Origin of the sequence: Rathayibacter sp. AY1F4 (assembly GCF_002931775.1) — a bacterium.
GTDB lineage: Bacteria > Actinomycetota > Actinomycetes > Actinomycetales > Microbacteriaceae > Rathayibacter.
This window is the reverse complement of sequence record NZ_PSVE01000009.1, coordinates 75,916-95,747: the sequence shown is the minus strand read 5'-3', so window position 1 is coordinate 95,747 and position 19,832 is coordinate 75,916. Positions and strand designations below refer to the sequence as shown.

The window sequence follows — 19,832 nt, the reverse complement described above, 5'->3', positions numbered from 1 at the left end:
GTGTTGCCGAACCCCAGCGCGAAGCTGGCGACCGCGTCCCCCGCCACCACCGCCGGGCAGGGGCAGCTGATACTCGCCGCCGTCGTCGGCATCGCCGTGATCGTCGTGCTGATCACCTGGCTGAAGCTGCACCCCTTCGTCTCCCTGCTGATCGGAGCGCTGACCACGGGCGTGATCGCGGGGCTGGCGGCGGCGGACGCGGTCGCCAGCTTCGCGCTGGGGTTCGGCAACACCATGGGCGGCGTCGGCATCCTCATCGGCCTCGGCGCGATGTACGGCAAGCTCCTCGCCGACTCGGGCGGCGCGGACCGCATCGTGGACACCCTCATCGCCCGCTCGAGCACTCGCGCGCTGCCCTGGATGATGGGCTTCGTCGGCGCGCTGATCGGGCTGCCGATGTTCTTCGAGGTCGGGCTCGTGCTGCTGATCCCGGTCGTGATCCTGGTCGCCCGCCGGAGCGGTCTGCCGCTGATGAAGGTGGCGATCCCGACGCTCGCCGGCCTCTCGGTGATGCACGGCCTCGTCCCGCCCCACCCCGGACCGCTGGTCGCGATCGACGCGCTCGGCGCGAACCTCGGCGTGACCCTCGCGTTCGGCGTCCTGGTCGCGATCCCCACCGTCGTCGTCGCCGGCCCGCTCTTCGGCCGGGTCGCCGCCCGCTGGGCGCCGGTGGAGACGCCGCCGCTCTTCGGCGAGGGCGCGGGCGAGACGCGCGAGCACCGCCCGGGCTTCGCCGCCGCCGTCGCGAGCATCCTGCTGCCGGTCGTGCTGATGCTGGGGAAGGCGATCGCCGACATCGCGGCCCCCGGATCCGCGGACGCCTGGAAGGGCGCCCTCGACTTCCTCGGCACACCGACCATCGCGCTGGGGATCGCGCTCCTGGCCGGTCTGGTCCTGCTCGGCCGCGGCGGCCGGATGAACCGCACCGAGCTGCAGGCCTCGCTCTCGAGCTCGCTGCCGCCGATCGCGGGCATCCTGCTCATCGTCGGCGCGGGCGGCGGTTTCAAGCAGGTCCTCGTCGACACCGGGATCGGCGGGGTGGTCGCCCAGCTCGCGGAGGGGAGCGGCGCCTCGGCGCTGCTGCTCGCCTGGCTCGTGGCCGTCGTGATCCGCGTGGCCACCGGCTCCGCGACCGTCGCCACCGTGACCGCCGCAGGGATCCTCCAGCCGCTGACCGAGACCATGGACGGGCCGATGGTCGCCCTCATGGTGCTCGCGATCGGCGCCGGCTCGGTGTTCTTGTCGCACGTCAACGACGCCGGGTTCTGGCTGGTGAAGGAGTACCTCGGGCTCAGCATCGGCCAGACGCTCAAGACCTGGACCGTGATGGAGTGCCTGGTCTCGGTGACCGGGCTCGCCGGGGTCCTCCTGATCGGTCTCTTCGTAGGAGGTATCTGATGACCGCTCTTCCCACCGTCCCCGTCCGCGCCGTCGTCGTCATGGGCGTCTCCGGCAGCGGCAAGTCGACCGTCGCGTCGCTCCTGGCGCGCCGACTCGGCTGGGAGTTCCTCGAGGGGGACGACCTGCACCCCCAGGCGAACGTCGACAAGATGCACGCCGGCATCCCGCTGACCGACGAGGACCGGGCGCCCTGGCTGGCCGAGATCGCTTGCGTGGTGGACCAGCGGATCGCCGCGGGCGGCTCGGTCGTCGTGACCTGCTCGGCCCTGCGCCGCCGCTACCGCGACGTCCTGCGTCGCGACGACCTCGTCTTCGCGCACCTCGCGGGATCGAGGGACCGGATCGCCGGGCGGCTCGCCTCGCGAGTCGGCCACTTCATGCCGACCACGCTGCTCGACTCGCAGTTCGAGGCGCTCGAGCCCCTCGGTGACGACGAGCTCCACGTCACGGTCGACGTGGGCGGCGCTCCGGAGGAGGAGATCGCCGAGATCCTCGGAGGGCTCGGCCTCGCCCCCGCGGGCGCCTAGCCCAGCAGCGACTCCACCGGCACGGCCGGGAGGTCGAAGGCCGCGGCGACGGCGGTGTTCGTCACCCGGCCGTCGTGGGTGCTCAGGCCGCGGGCGAGCGCCGGGTCGGCGGCCAGGGCGGCCCGCCACCCGCGGTCGGCCAGCGCGAGCGCGTAGGGGAGCGTCGCGTTGGTGAGCGCGCGGGTCGAGGTCTCGGGAACGGCGCCGGGCATGTTCGCGACGCAGTAGTAGACGCTCCGGTGCACGGGGAACACCGGGTCGTCGTGCGTGGTCGGACGCGAGCCCTCGAAGCAGCCGCCCTGGTCGATCGCGATGTCGACCAGCACCGAGCCCGGCTTCATCGTGGCGACCATCTCGTCGGTCACCAGCTTCGGCGCCTTGGCGCCCGGGATGAGGACGGATCCGATCACGAGGTCGGCGTCGGCCAGCTGCGCGGCGATCTCGTAGGCCGAGGAGGCGCGGGTCTGGATCGCGCCCTGGAAGCGGTTCTCGAGCTGCGCGAGGCGGGGGAGCGAGAGGTCGACGATCGTGACGTCGGCCCCCATGCCGAGGGCGTTCGCCGCGGCGTGCTCGCCGGCCGTGCCGCCGCCGATCACGACGACCTTCGCCTTCGGAGTGCCGGGGACCCCGCCGAGCAGCGTGCCCCGTCCGCCGACGGCACTCATGAGGTGGTAGGCGCCGACCGTGATCGACAGGCGCCCGGCGACCTCGCTCATCGGCGAGAGCAGCGGCAGCCGCCGGTCGTCCAGCTGGACCGTCTCGTAGGCGATGGAGGTCGTCCCCGCCGCGAGCAGCGCATCGGTGCACGGGCGGGAGGCGGCGAGGTGGAGGTAGGTGAAGAGCACCTGGTCGCGGCGCATCCGCGGGTACTCGGCCTCGATCGGCTCCTTGACCTTGAGGACCAGCTCGGACCCGCCCCAGACCTCGTCGGGCCCGTCGACGACGAGGGCGCCGGCGCGGCGGAAGTCGTCGTCCGACACGCGCGAGCCCAGGCCCGCGCCGGCCTCGACGAGGACCTCGTGGCCGCGGCGCACCAGCTCGTGGACGCCGGCCGGAGTGGCGGCGACCCGGTTCTCGTTGTTCTTGATCTCGGTGGGGATCCCGACGCGCATGGCGGCTCCTTCGCTGCGGCCCGCGGGGCGGGCGGTGGGCGCCGATCCTGCACCGGCTCTGCCCCCATCGTGCGAAGATCGTGCCCGGAGCGGAGGAACTCCGCAGGATCGGTCGGAAGTCACCGCACGGGCCGAAGGTTCGTCGGCGGAGTGAGGGAGCGGGCGCATGCCACCGAAGGATCTGCACGACCTCGACGACCTGGATCCGGTCGATCGGACCCTGGTGCGCCTCCTCCGCGCCGACGCGCGGACGCCCAACAGCCGGCTCGCCGAGCGCGCCGGCATCGCCCCGTCGACCTGCGTCGCACGCGTCCGGGGCCTCGTCGAGCGCGGCGTCATCACCGGCTTCACCGCCGAGCTCGACCCGGCGGCGCTCGGCCTGACCCTGCAGGCGCTGATCAGCGTCAGCATCCGCGTCGGCCAGCGCCAGGCGATCACGCGCTTCGCGGAGGAGATCCGCGCGCTGCCCGAGGTGGTGCAGGTGTTCTTCCTCGGCGGCTCGGAGGACTTCATCATCCACGTCGCGGTCCGCGACTCCAGCGACGTGCGGGACTTCGTAGTCTCGAACCTCTCGGCGAACCCGGCGGTGGCCTCGACGCGCACAAGCCTGGTGTTCGACCACCACCGCAAGGGCCCGGCGGTCCCCGAGTAGCGCGAGCCGGCGCGGCCCGAGCGGCCGCTCGGCCCGCGCCCGTCCCTCGGGGCTAGTGCGCCCCGGGGTTCACGTCGCCGCCCCCGCGCTGCATGAGTCCGGGGATGCGCTTGGCGAGCCCCGGGATCGCCTCGTCCGAGATCGAGATCCGCGTGTCGCGCAGGCGCTGGCGCAGCAGGATCTCGACGTCCTCCTCCGGTCGCAGCTCGGCGTCGCCGGCGACCTGCAGCAGCAGGCCGCGCAGCTTCTCGTCGAGCTGCGCGTCGTCGCTGCCGTGCTGGATCGGGTGGTCCTGGGATGCGTTCGTCATGCCTCCATGCTGGCACCGGCGACCCCGTGCCGAGAGGACTTGCGCCGCGGCAGGATGGTCGCATGCCGTTCACCCGCGCCGAGCTCGCAGCGTTCCAGGACCGCACCGTCGAGGACCTGCTGGGCGACGACGTCCGGCTCCTCTTCGTCGGCATCAACCCGGGACTGTGGACCGCCGCCACCGGCGCGCACTTCGCCCACCCCGGCAACCGCTTCTACCCGGCGCTCGTCGCGGCCGGGATCCTCGAGCGCGCGCCGCGCGTGTCCGAGGGGATGAGCGCCGCGGACCGCGCGGAGCTCGTCTCCCGCGGCGTCGGCATCACCAATCTCGCCTCCCGGGCGACCGCCCGTGCCGACGAGCTGACCGCGGAGGAGCTGCGCGAGGGCGCTCAGCGGCTGGTCGCCACCGTGGAGCGGGTGCGGCCCCGGGCCGTCGCGGTCGTCGGCATCACCGCCTACCGGATCGCGTTCGGACGCCGCAGGGCGGTGCAGGGCAGGCAGGAGGAGGACGTGGCGGGCGCGCCGCTCTGGGTGCTGCCGAACCCGAGCGGCCTGAACGCGCACGACACCGTCGCCTCGCTCGGGCGCGCCTACCGCGAGCCGGCGCTCGAGGCGGGGATCGTCTCTTCCGACGCGCTCCTGCCCGGGGACGTCGGACCCCGCCCGCAGGAATAGCCGTCGACCCCCGGAGGTTGCAGAAGTCCATGAGTATGCATGAAGTCAAGTTCGGCGTCGACACGTTCGGCGACGTCACCGCCGGCCCCGACGGCGCCCCGCTGCCGCACGGCCAGGTCCTCCGCGACGTGGTCGAGGAGGGAGTCCTGGCCGACCGGGTCGGCATCGACTTCTTCGGGATCGGCGAGCACCACCGCGCCGACTTCGCCGTGAGCGCACCGGACGTCGTGCTCGCCGCCATCGCGGCCCGCACCGAGCGCATCCACCTCGGCTCCGCCGTGACGGTCCTCTCCTCGGACGACCCGGTGCGCGTCTACCAGCGCTTCGCCACCCTCGACGGACTCTCCGGCGGCCGGGCCGAGGTCATCCTCGGCCGCGGCTCCTTCACCGAGTCCTTCCCGCTCTTCGGCTACGACCTCGCGCAGTACGAGGTCCTCTTCGAGGAGAAGCTCGACCTTTTCCACGCCCTGATCCAGGGCGGCCCGGTCACCTGGCAGGGCACGACCCGCCCCGCGCTCACCGAGCAGAGCGTCTACCCGACCCTCGACAACGGCACCCTCCGCACCTGGATCGGCGTCGGCGGCAGCCCCGAGTCGGTCGTCCGCGCCGCCCGGTACGGCTTCCCGCTCGTCCTGGCGATCATCGGCGGCTCGCCGGCCCGCTTCCGCCCCTACGTCGACCTCTTCGGCCGCGCGCTCGACCAGCTCGAGCAGCCCCGCCTCCCGGTCGCCGTGCACTCGCCCGGCTTCGTCGCCGACACCGACGAGGAGGCGCGCGAGCTGTACTTCCCGCACCACAAGGCGATGATGGACGCCATCGGCCGCGAGCGCGGCTGGTCCCCGATGACCCGCGAGCGCTTCGAGGAGGAGGCCGGCCCCGACGGCGCCATCCACCTCGGCTCGCCCGAGACGGTCGCCCGGAAGATCGCGCGAACGGTCGAGGCCCTGGGCATCGACCGCTTCGACCTCAAGTACAGCGCCGGGACGCTGCCGCACCCGGCGATCATGCGCAACATCGAGCTCTACGGCACGCAGGTCATCCCGCGGGTGCGCGAGCTGCTCGCTCACTGACCCCCGCCGGGCGCCCGTTCTCCGCCGGGCGCTCGGCGCGTTCCGAGCCGACGCAGTGCGCGCTCCCACCGGGCGCCCGGCCCGCGTCGATACACTCGGAACCCCCCGCCCCGACCCTCCCGGAAGCACATGCCCGACAGCCACGCCGCCCGCACCCCCTACGAGGTGCTGGGCGTCGCCGCCACCGCGTCCGACGACGAGCTCCGCCGGGCGTACCGGCTCCGCCTCCGCGAGACCCATCCGGACACGGGAGGCGACGCCGCGTCGTTCCACGCGGTGCAGCTCGCCTGGGAGCGGATCGGCAGCGCCTCCGCCCGCGGCGACTACGACCGAGGCGCTCCCGCCCCCGGGAGGTCCTCCCCGCAGTCGCCGTACACCGGCTCACCGCGCCCGCAGACCGCCTCGGCCGTGCGCGCCCGCTCCTACGGTCACCCGGGAGGCGCGGCGCGCGAGTACTACCTGCGCCTGGTGCGCGAGTGGCTCGGCCGCGGCGTCGAGACCGAGGACCCCTTCGACCCGGCGATCGTCCGCTCCGCTCCTCGCGAGGTCCGCTCCTGGCTCGCGAAGGCTCAGGCCGAGGAGGCGACGGCCGCGCTCGTCGGCGCGCTCGGCATCGCCTACACGATCTGGAACGACGTCGCGGTCGGCGACGGCGGGCTCAAGATCGACCACCTCGTGCTCGGGCCGGCCGGCCTGCTCGCGCTGACCTCCGCCGACTGGGGCGACCCGGTCCGTCTGAGGAAGGGCGAGCTCGAGGGCCCCGGGATCGCCGAGGACGAGAAGCCGATCGCCTCGCTCGCGAAGGCCGCGCGCCGTCTCGGCCGCGAGCTGGGCGTCCGCTTCTCGACGAGCGTCGTGGTCGTGCCGGACGACGCGCTGGAGCAGCCGTTCGAGCAGGTCGAGCGCGGCAGGCACCAGGGCGCCGTCGTCATCCGCCGCTCGCTGCTGCCGCAGCTGCTGCGCTCCGGCACGGACGACCCGCGGCTCGGCGGGTACGGCGAGTCGTTCGAGGTCCGCACCCGCGTGCAGAACCGCATCCGCTTCGTCTGACGCCGCGCTAGCCGCCGCTCGCGACCGAGGCAAGGGGTTAGCGCGCATCCGGCGCCCCGCCCACCATGGGACGTGCCCCCGGGCATCCCACGACGAGCGGAACGAGGACGGACCATGGTGCGATTCGGATACACCCTGATGACCGAGCAGAGCGGACCCAAGCAGCTGGTGGGCTACGCGGTCGACGCCGAGAGGCTCGGCTTCGAGTTCGCGGTCTCGAGCGACCACTACTCGCCGTGGCTGACCGAGCAGGGGCACGCCTCCTACGCCTGGACGCTGCTCGGAGCGGTCGCGCAGGCCACGTCGACCATCGACCTCACGACCTACGTCACCGCGCCGACCATCCGCTACCACCCGGCCGTGGTGGCGCAGAAGGCCGCGACGCTCGCGATCCTCTCCGACGACCGCTTCACGCTCGGCCTCGGCTCGGGCGAGAACCTCAACGAGCACGTCGTCGGCGAGGGCTGGCCCTCGGTCGCCGTGCGCCAGGACATGCTCGAGGAGGCCGTCCACCTCATCCGCGAGCTGCACACCGGCGAGCTGGTGACCTGGGAGGGCGAGTACTTCCGCGTCGACTCCGCCCGCATCTGGGACCTGCCGGACACGCCGGTCGAGATCGGCCTGGCGGTCTCGGGGGAGAAGTCGATCGCCCGCTTCGCGCCGATCGGCGACCACCTCATCACGACCGAGCCCGACGCCGAGCTGATCTCGCAGTGGACCGCGGTCCGCGGTGCGGACGCCGCCCCCTCGCGCACGATCGGCCAGATCCCGGTCTGCTGGGCGCCGGACAAGGAGCAGGGAGTGGCGCTGGCCCACGAGCAGTTCCGCTGGTTCGCCGGCGGCTGGGCGGTCAACTCCGATCTCCCGACCCCCGCCGGCTTCGCCGGAGCGAGCCAGTTCGTGCGCCCGGAGGACGTCGCCGAGCAGATCGCCTGCGGCCCCGACCTCGACGAGCTCGCCCAGAGCTTCGTGCCCTACATCGAGGCGGGCTTCACCGACATCGCCCTCGTCCAGGTCGGCGACGAGCTGCAGCAGCGGTTCCTCGACGAGGCGGCGGAGGGGCTCCTGGAGCGCCTGCGCGCACTCGCTCCCTGAGGCCGCTGGAGGGTCGCGCGGTCAGAATCCGCGGAGGCGCTCGATGTCGCGCCGGTCGCGCTTCGTCGGGCGGCCCGCTCCGCGGTCACGGACGATCACGCCCGGCGCGGACTCCCGGGGTGGCGGCGCGGGTGTCCGGTCCTCCATGCACTCGGCAGCCACCGGCGCACCGACCCGCTTGACCACGAGTCGGCGGACGATCAGCTCCCGGTCGAAGCCGCCGATCCGGGCGCGGACCTCGTCGCCGACCCGCACGGTCTGCGCCGCCTTGGCCCGCTCGCCGTTGACGCGGATGTGGCCGGCCCGAGCCGCGGTCGTCGCGGCGGAGCGCGTCTTGTAGATGCGCACCGCCCAGAGCCACGCGTCCACCCGCACGGCACCGGTCACCGGGATCTGCATCCCCCCAGTCTACGAACGGCGCCCGCTCGCCACCCACCCCGCGGTCCTACACTGGCCGCCGACAAGGAGGTTCCCATGAACCGAGACGACAGCATCTACACCGGAGCGGACGACGCGCTGCGGAGCGGCGACGACCGCATGGTCGCGGCGAACGACAGCTCCGGAGCCGGCGGAACCCGCGGCGACGTCGGCATGAGCACGACGAGCGGCGAGGGCACCGGGGTCCCCACCCGCGGCGCGCCTCCGCAGAGCGGATCGCCGTCCGAGCTGCGCCCCACCGGATTCCCGCACGCGGGCCTGGAGTTCTCGCTCGTGCCGTCCGGGCACGAGGAGTGGCGGATCGAGCACCCGGGCGGTCGCACTGTCGGCGTCCTCGCCGTCATCTCGCACGCGGGCGAGGAGTCGGAGGCCGTGTTCGTCACGCGCCGCGTCGGCTCCGAGGAGGCCGTGGCCGAGGGCACCGACTGGCGCGGCATCGTGTCGGCCGTGATCAACGACGAGGCGGCGGACGAGCGCGATCCGGTCCAGCTCGACCCCACCGTCGAGCACGTCCGCGGCGGACTGATCAGCCGCGGCCCCGCGGACGTCGACGGCCTCTCCTGAGCCCTCTCTCCTCCGGGACGCCGTCCGCGCTCGGCGCGGGGCGTCCCACGAGGGAGGGTCGGTCGCTCAGCGGGCGAGCAGCGCGGCGTTGATCCGGGCCGAGAGGTCGGCGTCGACCCGGCGGTCGGTCCCGTCGACGGCGCGGACGGGTGCGGCGTTGCGCGCGCTCGAGACCAGCCACGCCGCGTCCGCCGCCTCCAGATCGCCCGAGCGCAGCGGACGCACCGCCGTCCCGAGGCCGAGGCCCGGCGCGAGCGAGAACAGGTCGGCCTGCGTGGTGCCGGGCAGCAGCCCGAGGCTCGGCGGAGGAGTCACGAGCTCCCCGCCCGTCAGCAGCACGAGGTTCGAGGTCGGCCCCTCGAGCAGGTAGCCGTCGCTCGACACGAACAGGGCGTCGTCGGCACAGCGCCGGGCGGCCTCCCGCGCGGCCGCACGGTTCACCGCGTACGAGAGCGTCTTCGCGCCGGCGAGCAGCCAGGGCGACGTCGACTGCACGTCCGAGCGCAGCCCGCGGTCCAAAAGCACCACGCGCAAGCCGTCGCGGCGGGCCGGGCCGAAGTCCGGGCTGGTCTGGACGAAGACGACGCCGGTGGGCCGCCCGCCGCCCTCGACGCCGCGGGTCAGGATCGTCTTCACCATCGCCTCGGCGACGGGCGGGTGCGCGGCCACCGCCGCTCCGATCGCCTCGAGCCAGGCGGCCCGGTCCGGCCGGGGCAGGTCGAGCATCCCGGCCGAGCGCTCGAAGCGGTCCAGGTGCGCGTCGAGCGCCTGCAGCCGTCCGTCGACCAGGTTGATCGTCTCGAACACGCCGTCGCCGCGGGTGAAGCCGAGATCGGTGACGTCCAGATCGCCGCGCCCGCTCGGATCGATGCGGTGCGCGGGTCCTCCCGGCGAGTGCGCCTCGGCGTCGAGGGAGGGTCGGTCGAGGACGACGAGGGTCTCAGCGGGCATGGGCGGTGCGGTCCTTCCGGGAGCGGCGGCGGGGTGAGAAGCGGAGCAGCGCGATCGTCAGCAGGGCGCCGATCAGGGAGCCGCTGCCGTTCGAGACGAGGTCCTGCACGTCGGAGACGCGGGTCGGCAGCCACAGCAGCTGCGCGGTCTCGACGGCCGCCGATACGGCGAGCCCGATGGCGGCGGCCCACAGGCGGCGACCCGCCGGCAGCTGCGCGGCGATCAGCGCACCGAGCGGCACGAAGAGCAGCACGTTCGCGGTGAACTCCGCCACGTCGAAGTCGAACCAGCCGGTGAGCCACGTGGAGGCGAGGAAGGCGATGATCCCGCGGATCAGCGCGTTGGGCTCCCCGGCCGGGTAGGGCGCGGGCGTCAGCGTGATCAGGGCGATCAGCGCGAGCCAGGCGAGCGTCGCGAGGCGGAGGGGTCTCGAGCGGCGCATCGTCCGATTCTGCCAGCCCGTCGGGGTCGGGCGCGGCGGGCGCGGTGTGGGAGGCTGGAGGGCATGACCAGCGAGGACCCCGGCGCGGACGCCGTGCTCCCGCGCCACCCCTTCGACGCGTCGCTCGGCGACGGCTGGGTCGAGATCGGCGACGGACGCCGCTTCTGGGGGCGCTTCGGCGCCGCCGGTCTCCTCCTGCGCGATCCGTCGGGACGCGTCCTGCTCCAGCACCGCGTCAGCTGGAGCCACTTCGGGGACACCTGGGGGCTGCCCGGCGGCGCCCGTCACCCCGAGGAGACGGCCTTCGAGGCGGCGCTCCGGGAGTCGGAGGAGGAGGCGGGCGTCCCCGCCGACCTGATCCTGCCCGTGCTCTCCAGCGTCGTCGTGATCGGCCCGTGGAGCTACTCCACCGTCCTGGCCGAGTCCCGCGAGCACTTCACTCCCCGCATCAGCGACGCCGAGAGCACCGAGCTGCGCTGGGTCGCCCCCGAGGACGTCGACTCCCTGCCGCTGCACCCGGGCTTCGGAGCGGCCTGGCCGGGTCTGCGCGCGCTCGGCTCCTCGATCCCGGTGCTCGTCGTGGACGCCGCCAACGTGGTCGGCTCACGCCCCGACGGCTGGTGGCGCGACCGCGCCGGCGCAGCGGAGCGCCTCCTCGCCTCCCTGGCCCGCCTCGCGGAGGCAGGCGTCCCCGGCCGTCTCCTGGGGATCGACGCCGACACGGTCTGGCCGCGCATCGCCGTGGTGCTCGAGGGAGTGGCGCGCGCCGCCCGTCCGGAGGCGGGCGCTCTCATGGAGCGCCTGACGGTCCACGCGGCCGACGGCTCGGGCGACGACGCGATCGTCGAGCTGGTCGGCGCGCTCGAGACCGCGGTCGTCGTCACGGCCGACCGGGGACTGGCCGCCCGCGTCGAGACGCTCGGGGCCGCCGTGGTCGGTCCGCGCTCGCTGCTCGACCTCCTCGATCCCGCCCGGGAATAGGCCGCGGGGGCACCCGGTTGCATCCCCCATGGCTACGACTGCGATGACCCTCGACTCCCACGACCAGACGATCGCCGGCGGCATCGTCCTCATCGACTTCTGGGCCGACTGGTGCGGCCCGTGCAAGCAGTTCGCTCCGGTCTTCGAGGCCACGAGCGAGAAGAACGCCGACATCACGTTCGCGAAGGTCGACACGGAGGACCAGCAGCAGCTCGCCGCGAGCTACGGCATCTCCTCCATCCCCACCCTCGTGGTGTACCGCGACGGCATCCCGCTGATGGCTCAGCCCGGCGCCCTGCCCGCCCCCGCGCTCGACAACCTGATCGAGCAGGTCCGCGGCCTCGACATGGTCGAGGTGCGCCGCCAGTACGAGGAGGCGAAGGCCGCTCAGGAGGCCGGCGCCGCTTCGCAGGCCTGATCCGCCCGGCGCCTCGACCCGCTCCGCAGGCGGGAGGCGCCCGAAGACGCACGAGAACCCCCGGCAGCCGTGAGGCCGCCGGGGGTTCCGTCGTTCCGAGCCGGGATCAGCCGGTGTTCTGCAGACCCGCCGCGACTCCGTTGACCGCGAGCAGGAGCAGCCGCTGGTTCTGCTCCGTCCCGGATCCGCCCGGGTCGGTGCGGAGCGCCTTCAGTGCGCGCAGCTGCAGGAGCGAGAGCGCGTTGACGTACGGGGTGCGCAGGCGCACGGCACGGCCGAGCACGCGGTGGCCCGTGAGCAGGCTCTCCTCGCCGGTGATCGAGAGCACCCACCGGCGGGTGAGCGCCATCTCGTCGAGCACGAGTCCGGCGAGGTCGTCGCGGGAGTCGAGGGCGAGGTAGCGGCGGGCGATGCCCTCGTCGGTCTTCGCGAGCGACATCTCGACGTTGTCGACCATCGTCGTGAACAGCGGCCAGGAGGCGTAGGCCTCGCGGAGCAGGTCGAGGTCGCCGACGGCCTCGAGGGCGCTGCCCAGCCCGAACCAGCCGGTCAGGTTGACGCGGGCCTGGGTCCAGGCGAAGACCCACGGGATCGCTCGCAGGTCCTCGAGCGACTCGACGGAGAGACCGCGGCGGGCCGGACGCGAGCCGAGGGCGAGCAGGCCCACCTCCTCCTGCGGAGTGACCCGGGCGAACCACGGCGCGAAGCCGTCGGCCTTCACGAGCTCGAAGAAGCGGCGGCGCGACTCGCGGTCCATCGTCGCCGCCACCTCGGCGAAGCGCTCCGCGGCGCCCGCGTTGCGCTCGCCGACCGCGGGGGAGGAGGCGAGCAGCGTCGCTCCCGCCACCTGCTCGATGTGGCGGGTGGCGATGTCCGGGTTGCCGTAGCGGGCGAAGATGACCTCGCCCTGCTCCGTCAGCTTGAAGCGGCCGTCCACCGATCCGGGCGGCTGCGCGAGGACGGCCCGGTTGGCCGGCCCGCCGCCGCGGCCGAGCGCTCCGCCGCGCCCGTGGAACAGCGTGAGCACGATGCCCTCGTCGGCCGCCCACTGCGCGATGCGCGCCTGCGCGTCGTAGAGCGCGAGCGTCGCCGAGACCGGTCCGACGTCCTTCGACGAGTCGGAGTAGCCGAGCATCACCTCGAGCCGGTTGCCGGTGGCCGCGAGGCGCGCCTGCACCTGGGGGAGGCGGATCATCTCGGCGAGGATGTCGGTCGAGGCGTCGAGGTCGGCGAAGGTCTCGAAGAGCGGGACCGCGTCGATGATCGGCGGCTTGCCGTCGGTCGCCGCCTCGGCCAGTTCGAAGACCGTCCGCAGGTCGTCGGCCGACTGCGTGAAGGAGACGATGTACCGCCTCGCCGCGTCGGTGCCGAAGCGCTCCTGGACCTTCGCGATCGCCCGGAACACCGACAGGACCTCGAGGCCGCGCTCGTCGAGCTCCTCGCCGGCGCGGATCGCGGCGATCGTCTCGCGGTGCACCTTCGAGTGCTGGCGCACCTCGATCTCGGCGAGGTGGAAGCCGAAGGTCTCGAGCTGCCAGACGAAGTCCTGGAGGTCGCCGTAGGCGGCGCGGACGTCCTCGGCCTCGACCAGGGACTCCTGGAGGGTGCGCAGCTCGGCCAGCAGCTCGGCGGCGGCGGAGTAGGCCAGCGGCCCCTCGGAGCGGGTCGCGGCCAGGCGCTCGGCCGCGAAGAGCAGGACGCGGCGGTGCGCCTCGTTGGGCGAGCGCTCGGCGATGTCGGCGGCGAGCTCGGGAGCCCGCTCGACGCAGGAGGCCCAGAGCGCCTCGACGGCGGCCGACGGGGGAGTGGTCGACGCGTCGAGGGTCAGCGCGCGGCCCACGCGGCGGGCGACCCGCTCGAGGCCCATGAGGACGTGCTCGGAGGCGATGTCCACCGCCGCGAGGGTCGTCTCGGCGGTGACGAAGGGATTGCCGTCGCGGTCGCCGCCGATCCAGGTGCCCAGGCGGACGAAGGCCGGTGCGACCGGTGCCCGGGTGCCCGAGCCCTCGCCGAGCAGGGCGTCGTCGAGGCGGCGGTAGACCCGGGGCAGCACCGAGAACAGCGACTCGTCGAAGACGCTCATCGCGGTGCGCACCTCGTCGAGGGGAGTTGGCTTGGACTCGCGCAGCGGAGCGGTGCGCCACAGCGTGTCGACCTCGGCCAGCAGCCTGCGGCGGATCTCCACCACCACGACGCCGCCCATGCGCGGGTCGTCGCGCTGCTCGAGCAGGTCGCTGATGCGGCGGATGGTCGAGGCCACCGCGCGGCGGCGCGCCTCGGTCGGGTGCGCCGTGAGGACCGGGCGGAACTCCAGTCGGGACAGGCGCGCGAACGCCTCGGCCTCCCCGAGCTCGCCGGTCAGCCGGCGCATCGAGGCGAGGATCGAGTCCTCGGGCGACTGCGCACCGGCGTCGGCCTCGCGCCGGCGCAGCACGCGGACGCGGTGGAACTCCTCCGCCACGTTGACGAGGTGGAAGTAGCAGGTGAACGCCCGGGCGACCTCCTCGGCGCGCTCGAGCGTGAGCGAGGCGACGAACTCCTCCGCCTCCGCGGTCCCGGCGGCGTCACCGCTGTCGTAGGCGCTGATCGTGAGCGCGCGCAGGCGCTCCACGTCCTCGTAGAGGGAGGGCTCGCCCGACTCGCGGAGCACCTGGCCGAGCAGCTCGCCCAGCAGGTGGACGTCGGCGCGGATCCTCTCGTCGAGCGGAGGCGCGGTCGTCCCGTCGGCGGAGGAGGGAGCGGTGGCGGAGGCGGGTGCTGCGGTCGCGGCGGACGCGTCGGAGAACGGAGGCACGGGAGAGACCTTAGCGGCGGTGCGTATCGAGCACATGACGCCTGCGTCACGATCCGAACTGGAATGATCGAGGGGTGACCGTGACAACCGCACCCCCCGCTCCCGCCGTCCAGACCGAGCAGGCGGCACCCCATGTCGTCGTGCTGTTCGGCGCCGTCGGCGACCTGGCCCGGCGCAAGCTCATCCCGGGGATGGCCCACCTCGCGCTCTCCTCCCTCGCACCGGACCTGCAGATCGTCGGCACCTCGCTCGAGGAGCACGACGACGCCTCGTTCCGCGCCTTCGCGAAGCTGGCCTACGACGAGTTCGGGAGCCGCTCCCTGACACCGGCGCAGTGGGACGAGTTCGCGTCCAAGCTCCGCTACGTCCCGCAGTCCGCCGGTCCGGCCGCGCTGGCCGCCGCCGTGACCGACGCCGAGGCGGTCCTCGGCCCGGACGTGAGTCGGCTGCACTACCTCAGCGTCCCGCCCAGGGCCGCGCTCTCGGTCGTGCGGATGCTCGCCGAGGCCGGGCTGGTCGAGCGCTCGCGGATCATCATGGAGAAGCCGTTCGGCGTCGACCTCGAGAGCGCGGTCGTCCTCAACGCGGAGCTCCACGAGACCTTCAGCGAGGAGCAGATCTTCCGGATCGACCACTTCCTCGGCAAGGAGCCGGCGCAGAACATCCTCGCCTTCCGCTTCGCCAACGGCCTCTTCGAGCCCATCTGGAACCGCAACTTCATCGATCACGTCCAGATCGACATCCCCGAGCGCCTGACTCTCGACCGCCGCGCCGAGTTCTACGAGTCCACCGGCGCCTACAAGGACATGGTCGTCACCCACCTCTTCCAGGTGCTGGCGTTCATGGCCATGGAGCCGCCGACCGCGCTGGAGCCCCAGGCCATCAGCGAGGAGAAGAACAAGGTCTTCCGCTCGATGCGTCCGCTCAACCCCGAGAACGTGGTGCGCGGCCAGTACATCGGCTACCGCGACGAGCCGGGCGTCGCCGCCGACTCCGAGACCGACACCTTCGTCGCGCTGAAGTGCGAGATCGACAACTGGCGCTGGGCGGGAGTGCCGTTCTACCTCCGCACCGGCAAGCGGATGGCCGAGGGCCAGCGCATCATCTCGATCGCGTTCCGCGAGCCCCCGAAGAGCATGTTCCCGCAGGGCTCCGGAGTCGGTGCCCACGGCCCGGACCACCTCACCTTCGACCTGGCGGACGCCTCGAAGGTCTCGCTCTCGTTCTACGGGAAGCGCCCCGGTCCCGGCATGCGGCTCGACAAGCTGAGCATGCAGTTCGCACTCCAGGAGACCGACCGCGCGGGCGACGCGCTGGAGGCCTACGAGCGCCTGATCCTCGACGCGATGCGCGGAGACCACACGCTGTTCACCACCGCGGAGGGCATCGAGCGGCTCTGGGAGGTCTCCGCGCCCCTCCTGGAGGATCCGCCGCCCGTCCGTCTCTACGCGCCCGGCTCCTGGGGGCCGAACGCGATCCACCAGCTGATCGCGCCGCACGCCTGGCGTCTGCCGTTCGAGCGGGTCTGGCGCGACAAGCGCTGACCACGCCGCCGTGCGCCCCGCCTAGGCTGGGCGCATGGCGCGCACCGGTGAGGACCGGATCTGGACGGTCCCGAACGTCCTCAGCATGGTGCGTCTCGCGCTGGTGCCGGTGTTCCTCGTGCTCGTGGTCCTCGGCGAGGACGCGCTCGCGCTCCTGACCCTCGTCGTCTCGAGCCTCACCGACTACCTCGACGGCTGGATCGCGCGCCGCTTCGACCAGATGACGCGCCTCGGCCGCGTCCTCGATCCGGCCGCCGACCGCCTCTACATCTTCGCCACCGTGCTGGGCCTCGCGGCCCGCGGACTGGTGCCCTGGTGGCTGGTCGCCGTGCTGCTCGCCCGCGACCTGATGCTCGTGGTCCTGGCGGTCGTCCTGGCGAACAACGGCTACGGACCGCTTCCCGTGCACCACCTGGGGAAATTCGCGACCTTCTGCCTCTTCTACGCGCTCCCGCTGATCATGCTGGGGCAGGCGTTCCCGGCCCTCGCGCCCGCCTCGCTCCCCATCGCCTGGGCCTTCGCGCTGTGGGGCGCGTTCCTCTACTGGTGGGCCGGGATCGTCTACGCCGTCCAGACGCGGGACCTCGTCCTGGGGGTCCGCACAGGTGCTCAGGGGTCCGACGAGGGTCACGATTCGGATACGCTGACCTGATAGGAGGTACGTCTTGGTCGAGCCCGTCGGTGGAGCATCATCCGCCCAGCACAATTCCGTTCCCGGTGAGCCGTCGACGGAGACGACTCTGACGTTCACCGACGACATCGGCGCCCAGCTCGCCGCTCTCGACAACCGCGCGTCGCGCGAGGAGGCCGAGGCCGTCGGCGCTCTGCCCTCGGGATCCGCGCTGCTGGTCGTGCGCCGCGGACCGAACACCGGCGCCCGCTTCCTCCTCGACACCGACTCCACGACGGTCGGCCGCCACCCCGACGCGGGCATCTTCCTCGACGACGTCACGGTCTCGCGCCGGCACGCCGAGTTCGTCCGCCGCGGCACGGCGTTCGAGGTCCACGACCTCGGCTCCCTGAACGGCACCTACTTCGACGGGGTCCGGATCGAGTCCGCGATCCTCACCGACGGCTCCGAGGTGCAGGTCGGCAAGTTCCGCCTCACCTTCTACGCGTCCCGCGCCGACCTCGTCGCCGCTCCGGACGCGTGAGCCGTGGGCCGCTCCTCCGCGCGCGCCCTCCCCACCGGCTCCGCCGCTCTGCTGAGCATCGGGCAGGTGCTGGCCAGGCTCACCACTGAGTTCCCGGACGTCACCCCGTCCAAGCTGCGCTTCCTCGAGGAGCAGGGGCTCGTCTCGCCGGCCCGCACCGACTCGGGCTATCGCAAGTTCTCGGGCTCCGACGTCGAGCGGCTCCGGATGATCCTCGCGCTGCAGCGCGACCACTACCTCCCCCTCAAGGTCATCCGCGGGTACCTCGACGACATCGACGCCGGACGCGAGCCCGCCCTGCCGGCCGGTGTCGGGGGTCCGAGCGCCTCGCTCCTCGGCCCCGCCACGCGCTTGACCCGCGAGGGCCTCGCGGCCGAGTCCGGTGCCACGCCCGCTCTCGTTCAGGAGGCCATCGCCGCCGGGCTCGTGCGGGGCGGCGACGTGTTCGGGGACGAGGCCGTGACGACGCTCAAGGCGCTCGTCGACCTCGGCCGATCGGGTATCGAGCCCCGTCACCTCCGACCGCTCCGCGTCGCCGTCGAGCGCGAGATGTCGCTCATCGAGAGCGTCGTCGCCTCCAGCGCCCGCCGCGGAGAGGCGTCCGGCTCCGCCGGTGCTGCCGAGAACGCGGTGGGGCTCGCGACCCAGCTGGGCACGATCCGCGGGGCGATGGTGCGCAGCGCCCTCTCGCGGATCGCCCGCTCGTGAGGGCCGCGCCGCCGGCCGACGGGCGGCCCGTGCGACACGCCGTGGCGCCGAGGCCGATGTCGTTTACTCGGCCTGCGCCGGTCGGTACGGTAGGGAGCGCGTTCGGAGGATCCGGCGTCCGGATCCGAGAGGCACAGGGATGAGAGAAGTCAGCCGCGACGTCAGCGGCCAGCGCGACCTCGTCCTGTTCACCGACGGACTGCCCGAGCTCGACGCCGACGCGGGCTACCGCGGGGCCGTCGCGGCGCGCGCCGCGGGGATCACCTACCGGCAGCTCGACTACTGGGCGCGGACCGAGCTCGTCGAGCCCACCGTGCGCGGCGCGTCCGGCTCCGGCACGCAGCGGCTCTACGGCTTCCGGGACATCCTCGTGCTGAAGCTGGTCAAGCGCCTGCTCGACACCGGGATCTCGCTCCAGCAGATCCGCACGGCGGTCAACCAGCTCCGCGAGTCCGGGGTCGACGACCTCGCGCAGACGACCCTGATGAGCGACGGCGCGAGCGTCTACCTCTGCACCTCGAACGACGAGGTCATCGACCTGCTCAGCCGCGGCCAGGGCGTCTTCGGCATCGCCGTCGGCAAGGTCCTCCGCGAGGTCGAGTCGAGCCTCGTCGAGCTCGACCACCAGTCGGTCGACCCGGGCGACGAGCTCGCCCGGCGCCGCGCCTCCCGCCGCGTCGGCTGACCGCCCACCCCTCGCGGGTCGGCCGCGGCTCCGGGGACTCCGGGGTCTCCTCCGCGTGCTCAGCTGATCAGGAGCGGACCCGCCTGCAGCCGTGCCGCGCGAGCGACGGGCGGCACCCGAGTCTCACCGTGCTGGTCGAATGGCGGGCCCCGCCCGCGTGATCCGTCCGCTGGACGCGAGCTCCCCGCCGATCACGCCCGCTCACCCTGCTGGTCCGATGACGGGCTCCGTCCGCGTCCCGCCCTGCTGATCTCTCAGCGGGCTCCGCTCGTCTGCGGTCATGCTGATCGAGTAGCGCGCTCCGCCCGCGTACGGATATCCCACGCCGAACTTCGACGCCGAGCGTCTGCCGGCGCCGTCCCTGGCACTCCTCGAGCATCGAGCATCGCCCGCGTCCCGAGACCTCGAGCCGGAGAAGTCCGGCGGACCCGCCGGCCCTAGGTCGCGGCGGGGACCTGCTCGCCGATGCGTCCGGTGCGGATGACGCGGTCGAGCAGCAGGTCGAAGTTGTGCGCCATCTCCTGGGCGCTCTCCCCGGGCCAGACGTGGACGGGCTTCGCCGCGCCCTGCGCCTGCTGGAGGGAGGTGCGCTCCGGGAGCTGCGGGCTGAGGACGAGCGGCCCGAACATGTCGCGCAGCTCCTTGATCCGGAACTGGTGCTCCAACGACTGGACGCGGGCGCGGTTGACGATGATGCCCAGCGGCTGGAGGCGCGGGCTGAGTCCGCGGCGGATCTCCTCGATCGCCCGGAGCGCCCGGTCGGCGGCGGCCACCGAGAACAGGCCCGGCTCCGTGACGACGGCGACGCGGTCGCTCGCGGCCCAGGCCGTGCGGGTCAGGGCGTTGAGCGAGGGGGCGCAGTCGATCAGCACGAGGTCGTAGTCGGCCTCGACGCTCGCGAGGGCCTCCTCGAGCTTCCAGATGTCGCGGATGCTGGGGTGCGGCCCGTCGAAGTTGATCGCGGAGGGGCTGCCGATCAGCACGTCGATCGTGCCGTGGTGCTCCTTGGTCCAGCCGGAGGGGGCGATCGCCGAGCGGACGATCTTCTCCTTCGGCGACGTCAGGACGTCGGCGATGTTGAGGTGGCCGGCGACGTTGATGTCCATTCCGGTCGACACGTCGGACTGGGGATCGAGGTCGACGACCAGCGTTCGCAGGCCCTTCGAGAACGCCGCGGATGCAAGGCCGAGCGTCACCGTGGTCTTGCCGACGCCGCCCTTGAGGGAGCTCACGCTGAGTACATGCATGGCTGACTACTTTAC

General features: G+C 73.1%; 22 protein-coding genes. 15 read left to right on the top strand and 7 right to left on the bottom strand.

Going from position 1 to position 19,832, the window contains the following annotated elements:
* Positions 1 to 3: 3 nt before the first annotated feature.
* Together C5C59_RS07660 and C5C59_RS07655 are read left to right on the top strand one after the other, a co-directional pair.
* On the top strand, positions 4 to 1,398 hold the full coding sequence (locus C5C59_RS07660; RefSeq protein WP_258062653.1) for a GntP family permease: 1,395 nt from the start codon (positions 4 to 6) through the stop codon (positions 1,396 to 1,398).
* Positions 1,398 to 1,928, top strand: coding sequence for a gluconokinase (locus tag C5C59_RS07655; RefSeq protein WP_104238680.1), 531 nt, complete (start codon positions 1,398 to 1,400; stop codon positions 1,926 to 1,928). Before C5C59_RS07660 ends, C5C59_RS07655 begins: the two co-directional genes overlap by 1 nt.
* Here the strand turns inward: C5C59_RS07655 and ald are convergent.
* Positions 1,925 to 3,040: an alanine dehydrogenase gene (gene ald / locus C5C59_RS07650; RefSeq protein WP_104238681.1), complete on the bottom strand. Its 1,116-nt coding sequence runs from the start codon at positions 3,038 to 3,040 to the stop codon at positions 1,925 to 1,927. The two genes, C5C59_RS07655 and ald, sit on opposite strands and share 4 nt — an antisense overlap.
* A gap of 166 nt (positions 3,041 to 3,206) precedes the next feature.
* Here ald and C5C59_RS07645 point away from each other — a divergent pair, with 166 nt between their 5' ends.
* On the top strand, positions 3,207 to 3,692 hold the full coding sequence (locus tag C5C59_RS07645; protein WP_104222560.1) for an Lrp/AsnC family transcriptional regulator: 486 nt from the start codon (positions 3,207 to 3,209) through the stop codon (positions 3,690 to 3,692).
* A gap of 52 nt (positions 3,693 to 3,744) precedes the next feature.
* Here the strand turns inward: C5C59_RS07645 and C5C59_RS07640 are convergent, their stop codons facing one another.
* Positions 3,745 to 4,002, bottom strand: coding sequence for a hypothetical protein (locus tag C5C59_RS07640; protein WP_104238682.1), 258 nt, complete (start codon positions 4,000 to 4,002; stop codon positions 3,745 to 3,747).
* A 62-nt stretch (positions 4,003 to 4,064) separates the two neighbouring features.
* Here C5C59_RS07640 and C5C59_RS07635 point away from each other — a divergent pair, with 62 nt between their 5' ends.
* The 4 genes from C5C59_RS07635 (at position 4,065) to C5C59_RS07620 (ending at position 7,891) form a co-directional block, all read left to right on the top strand.
* Positions 4,065 to 4,676 carry a mismatch-specific DNA-glycosylase gene (locus C5C59_RS07635; RefSeq protein ID WP_104222562.1) on the top strand — a complete coding sequence of 204 codons (612 nt, stop codon included), beginning with the start codon at positions 4,065 to 4,067 and terminating at the stop codon, positions 4,674 to 4,676.
* Positions 4,677 to 4,711: 35 nt separating this feature from the next.
* Entirely contained in the window at positions 4,712 to 5,746 is a 1,035-nt protein-coding gene (locus tag C5C59_RS07630; RefSeq protein WP_104225389.1) for an LLM class flavin-dependent oxidoreductase, read from the top strand.
* A 129-nt stretch (positions 5,747 to 5,875) separates the two neighbouring features.
* Complete coding sequence (locus tag C5C59_RS07625; RefSeq protein WP_104222564.1) at positions 5,876 to 6,796, top strand: J domain-containing protein; 921 nt, start codon at positions 5,876 to 5,878, stop codon at positions 6,794 to 6,796.
* A 114-nt stretch (positions 6,797 to 6,910) separates the two neighbouring features.
* Positions 6,911 to 7,891 (top strand): TIGR03557 family F420-dependent LLM class oxidoreductase, encoded by a 981-nt coding sequence (locus tag C5C59_RS07620; protein WP_104238683.1) that lies wholly within the window; start codon positions 6,911 to 6,913, stop codon positions 7,889 to 7,891.
* A gap of 21 nt (positions 7,892 to 7,912) precedes the next feature.
* Here the strand turns inward: C5C59_RS07620 and C5C59_RS07615 are convergent, their stop codons facing one another.
* The gene (locus C5C59_RS07615; protein WP_181134857.1) at positions 7,913 to 8,290 is read right to left on the bottom strand and encodes an RNA-binding S4 domain-containing protein; all 378 of its coding nucleotides are present in this window, start codon (positions 8,288 to 8,290) and stop codon (positions 7,913 to 7,915) included.
* 75 nt (positions 8,291 to 8,365) lie between these two features.
* On the opposite strand from C5C59_RS07615, the gene C5C59_RS07610 reads away from it, so the two are divergent.
* The gene (locus tag C5C59_RS07610; protein WP_104238684.1) at positions 8,366 to 8,893 is read left to right on the top strand and encodes a hypothetical protein; all 528 of its coding nucleotides are present in this window, start codon (positions 8,366 to 8,368) and stop codon (positions 8,891 to 8,893) included.
* 66 nt (positions 8,894 to 8,959) lie between these two features.
* Here the strand turns inward: C5C59_RS07610 and C5C59_RS07605 are convergent, their stop codons facing one another.
* Both C5C59_RS07605 and C5C59_RS07600 read right to left on the bottom strand, forming a co-directional pair.
* Positions 8,960 to 9,844, bottom strand: coding sequence for an aminotransferase class IV (locus tag C5C59_RS07605; protein WP_104238685.1), 885 nt, complete (start codon positions 9,842 to 9,844; stop codon positions 8,960 to 8,962).
* A complete protein-coding gene (locus C5C59_RS07600; RefSeq protein ID WP_104238686.1) occupies positions 9,834 to 10,286 on the bottom strand; it encodes a VanZ family protein in 453 nt (150 codons plus the stop codon). The genes C5C59_RS07605 and C5C59_RS07600 overlap by 11 nt, the downstream gene beginning before the upstream one ends.
* A 63-nt stretch (positions 10,287 to 10,349) precedes the next feature.
* Between C5C59_RS07600 and C5C59_RS07595 the strand changes: the two genes are divergently transcribed.
* Complete coding sequence (locus C5C59_RS07595; protein WP_104238687.1) at positions 10,350 to 11,267, top strand: NUDIX hydrolase; 918 nt, start codon at positions 10,350 to 10,352, stop codon at positions 11,265 to 11,267.
* Between the two features lie 28 nt (positions 11,268 to 11,295).
* Positions 11,296 to 11,685, top strand: coding sequence for a thioredoxin (trxA, locus tag C5C59_RS07590; protein WP_104238688.1), 390 nt, complete (start codon positions 11,296 to 11,298; stop codon positions 11,683 to 11,685).
* A gap of 106 nt (positions 11,686 to 11,791) precedes the next feature.
* Here the strand turns inward: trxA and C5C59_RS07585 are convergent, their stop codons facing one another.
* Complete coding sequence (locus C5C59_RS07585; RefSeq protein ID WP_374953891.1) at positions 11,792 to 14,479, bottom strand: phosphoenolpyruvate carboxylase; 2,688 nt, start codon at positions 14,477 to 14,479, stop codon at positions 11,792 to 11,794.
* An 80-nt stretch (positions 14,480 to 14,559) separates the two neighbouring features.
* On the opposite strand from C5C59_RS07585, the gene zwf reads away from it, so the two are divergent.
* From zwf to C5C59_RS07560, 5 genes are all read left to right on the top strand, one after another.
* Complete coding sequence (gene zwf, locus C5C59_RS07580) at positions 14,560 to 16,023, top strand: glucose-6-phosphate dehydrogenase (protein ID WP_104238699.1); 1,464 nt, start codon at positions 14,560 to 14,562, stop codon at positions 16,021 to 16,023.
* Between the two features lie 34 nt (positions 16,024 to 16,057).
* Complete coding sequence (locus C5C59_RS07575; RefSeq protein WP_104222572.1) at positions 16,058 to 16,675, top strand: CDP-alcohol phosphatidyltransferase family protein; 618 nt, start codon at positions 16,058 to 16,060, stop codon at positions 16,673 to 16,675.
* 13 nt (positions 16,676 to 16,688) lie between these two features.
* Positions 16,689 to 17,177: an FHA domain-containing protein gene (locus tag C5C59_RS07570; RefSeq protein WP_104222573.1), complete on the top strand. Its 489-nt coding sequence runs from the start codon at positions 16,689 to 16,691 to the stop codon at positions 17,175 to 17,177.
* A 3-nt stretch (positions 17,178 to 17,180) separates the two neighbouring features.
* Positions 17,181 to 17,885 carry a MerR family transcriptional regulator gene (locus tag C5C59_RS07565; RefSeq protein ID WP_104225380.1) on the top strand — a complete coding sequence of 235 codons (705 nt, stop codon included), beginning with the start codon at positions 17,181 to 17,183 and terminating at the stop codon, positions 17,883 to 17,885.
* Between the two features lie 139 nt (positions 17,886 to 18,024).
* Complete coding sequence (locus C5C59_RS07560; RefSeq protein WP_104238690.1) at positions 18,025 to 18,570, top strand: MerR family transcriptional regulator; 546 nt, start codon at positions 18,025 to 18,027, stop codon at positions 18,568 to 18,570.
* A gap of 437 nt (positions 18,571 to 19,007) precedes the next feature.
* Here the strand turns inward: C5C59_RS07560 and C5C59_RS07555 are convergent, their stop codons facing one another.
* A complete protein-coding gene (locus C5C59_RS07555) occupies positions 19,008 to 19,817 on the bottom strand; it encodes a ParA family protein (protein ID WP_104222576.1) in 810 nt (269 codons plus the stop codon).
* Positions 19,818 to 19,832: the final 15 nt, after the last annotated feature.

What these genes read in the sequence shown, in the direction of transcription:
- C5C59_RS07655 (WP_104238680.1), top strand. Translation starts at nt 1,398, where the DNA reads ATGACCGCTCTTCCCACCGTCCCCGTCCGCGCCGTCGTCGTCATGGGC.
- ald (WP_104238681.1), bottom strand. Translation starts at nt 3,040, where the DNA reads ATGCGCGTCGGGATCCCCACCGAGATCAAGAACAACGAGAACCGGGTC.
- C5C59_RS07645 (WP_104222560.1), top strand. Translation starts at nt 3,207, where the DNA reads ATGCCACCGAAGGATCTGCACGACCTCGACGACCTGGATCCGGTCGAT.
- C5C59_RS07640 (WP_104238682.1), bottom strand. Translation starts at nt 4,002, where the DNA reads ATGACGAACGCATCCCAGGACCACCCGATCCAGCACGGCAGCGACGAC.
- C5C59_RS07635 (WP_104222562.1), top strand. Translation starts at nt 4,065, where the DNA reads ATGCCGTTCACCCGCGCCGAGCTCGCAGCGTTCCAGGACCGCACCGTC.
- C5C59_RS07630 (WP_104225389.1), top strand. Translation starts at nt 4,712, where the DNA reads ATGCATGAAGTCAAGTTCGGCGTCGACACGTTCGGCGACGTCACCGCC.
- C5C59_RS07625 (WP_104222564.1), top strand. Translation starts at nt 5,876, where the DNA reads ATGCCCGACAGCCACGCCGCCCGCACCCCCTACGAGGTGCTGGGCGTC.
- C5C59_RS07620 (WP_104238683.1), top strand. Translation starts at nt 6,911, where the DNA reads ATGGTGCGATTCGGATACACCCTGATGACCGAGCAGAGCGGACCCAAG.
- C5C59_RS07615 (WP_181134857.1), bottom strand. Translation starts at nt 8,290, where the DNA reads ATGCAGATCCCGGTGACCGGTGCCGTGCGGGTGGACGCGTGGCTCTGG.
- C5C59_RS07610 (WP_104238684.1), top strand. Translation starts at nt 8,366, where the DNA reads ATGAACCGAGACGACAGCATCTACACCGGAGCGGACGACGCGCTGCGG.
- C5C59_RS07605 (WP_104238685.1), bottom strand. Translation starts at nt 9,844, where the DNA reads ATGCCCGCTGAGACCCTCGTCGTCCTCGACCGACCCTCCCTCGACGCC.
- C5C59_RS07600 (WP_104238686.1), bottom strand. Translation starts at nt 10,286, where the DNA reads ATGCGCCGCTCGAGACCCCTCCGCCTCGCGACGCTCGCCTGGCTCGCG.
- C5C59_RS07595 (WP_104238687.1), top strand. Translation starts at nt 10,350, where the DNA reads ATGACCAGCGAGGACCCCGGCGCGGACGCCGTGCTCCCGCGCCACCCC.
- trxA (WP_104238688.1), top strand. Translation starts at nt 11,296, where the DNA reads ATGGCTACGACTGCGATGACCCTCGACTCCCACGACCAGACGATCGCC.
- C5C59_RS07575 (WP_104222572.1), top strand. Translation starts at nt 16,058, where the DNA reads ATGGCGCGCACCGGTGAGGACCGGATCTGGACGGTCCCGAACGTCCTC.
- C5C59_RS07560 (WP_104238690.1), top strand. Translation starts at nt 18,025, where the DNA reads ATGAGAGAAGTCAGCCGCGACGTCAGCGGCCAGCGCGACCTCGTCCTG.
- C5C59_RS07555 (WP_104222576.1), bottom strand. Translation starts at nt 19,817, where the DNA reads ATGCATGTACTCAGCGTGAGCTCCCTCAAGGGCGGCGTCGGCAAGACC.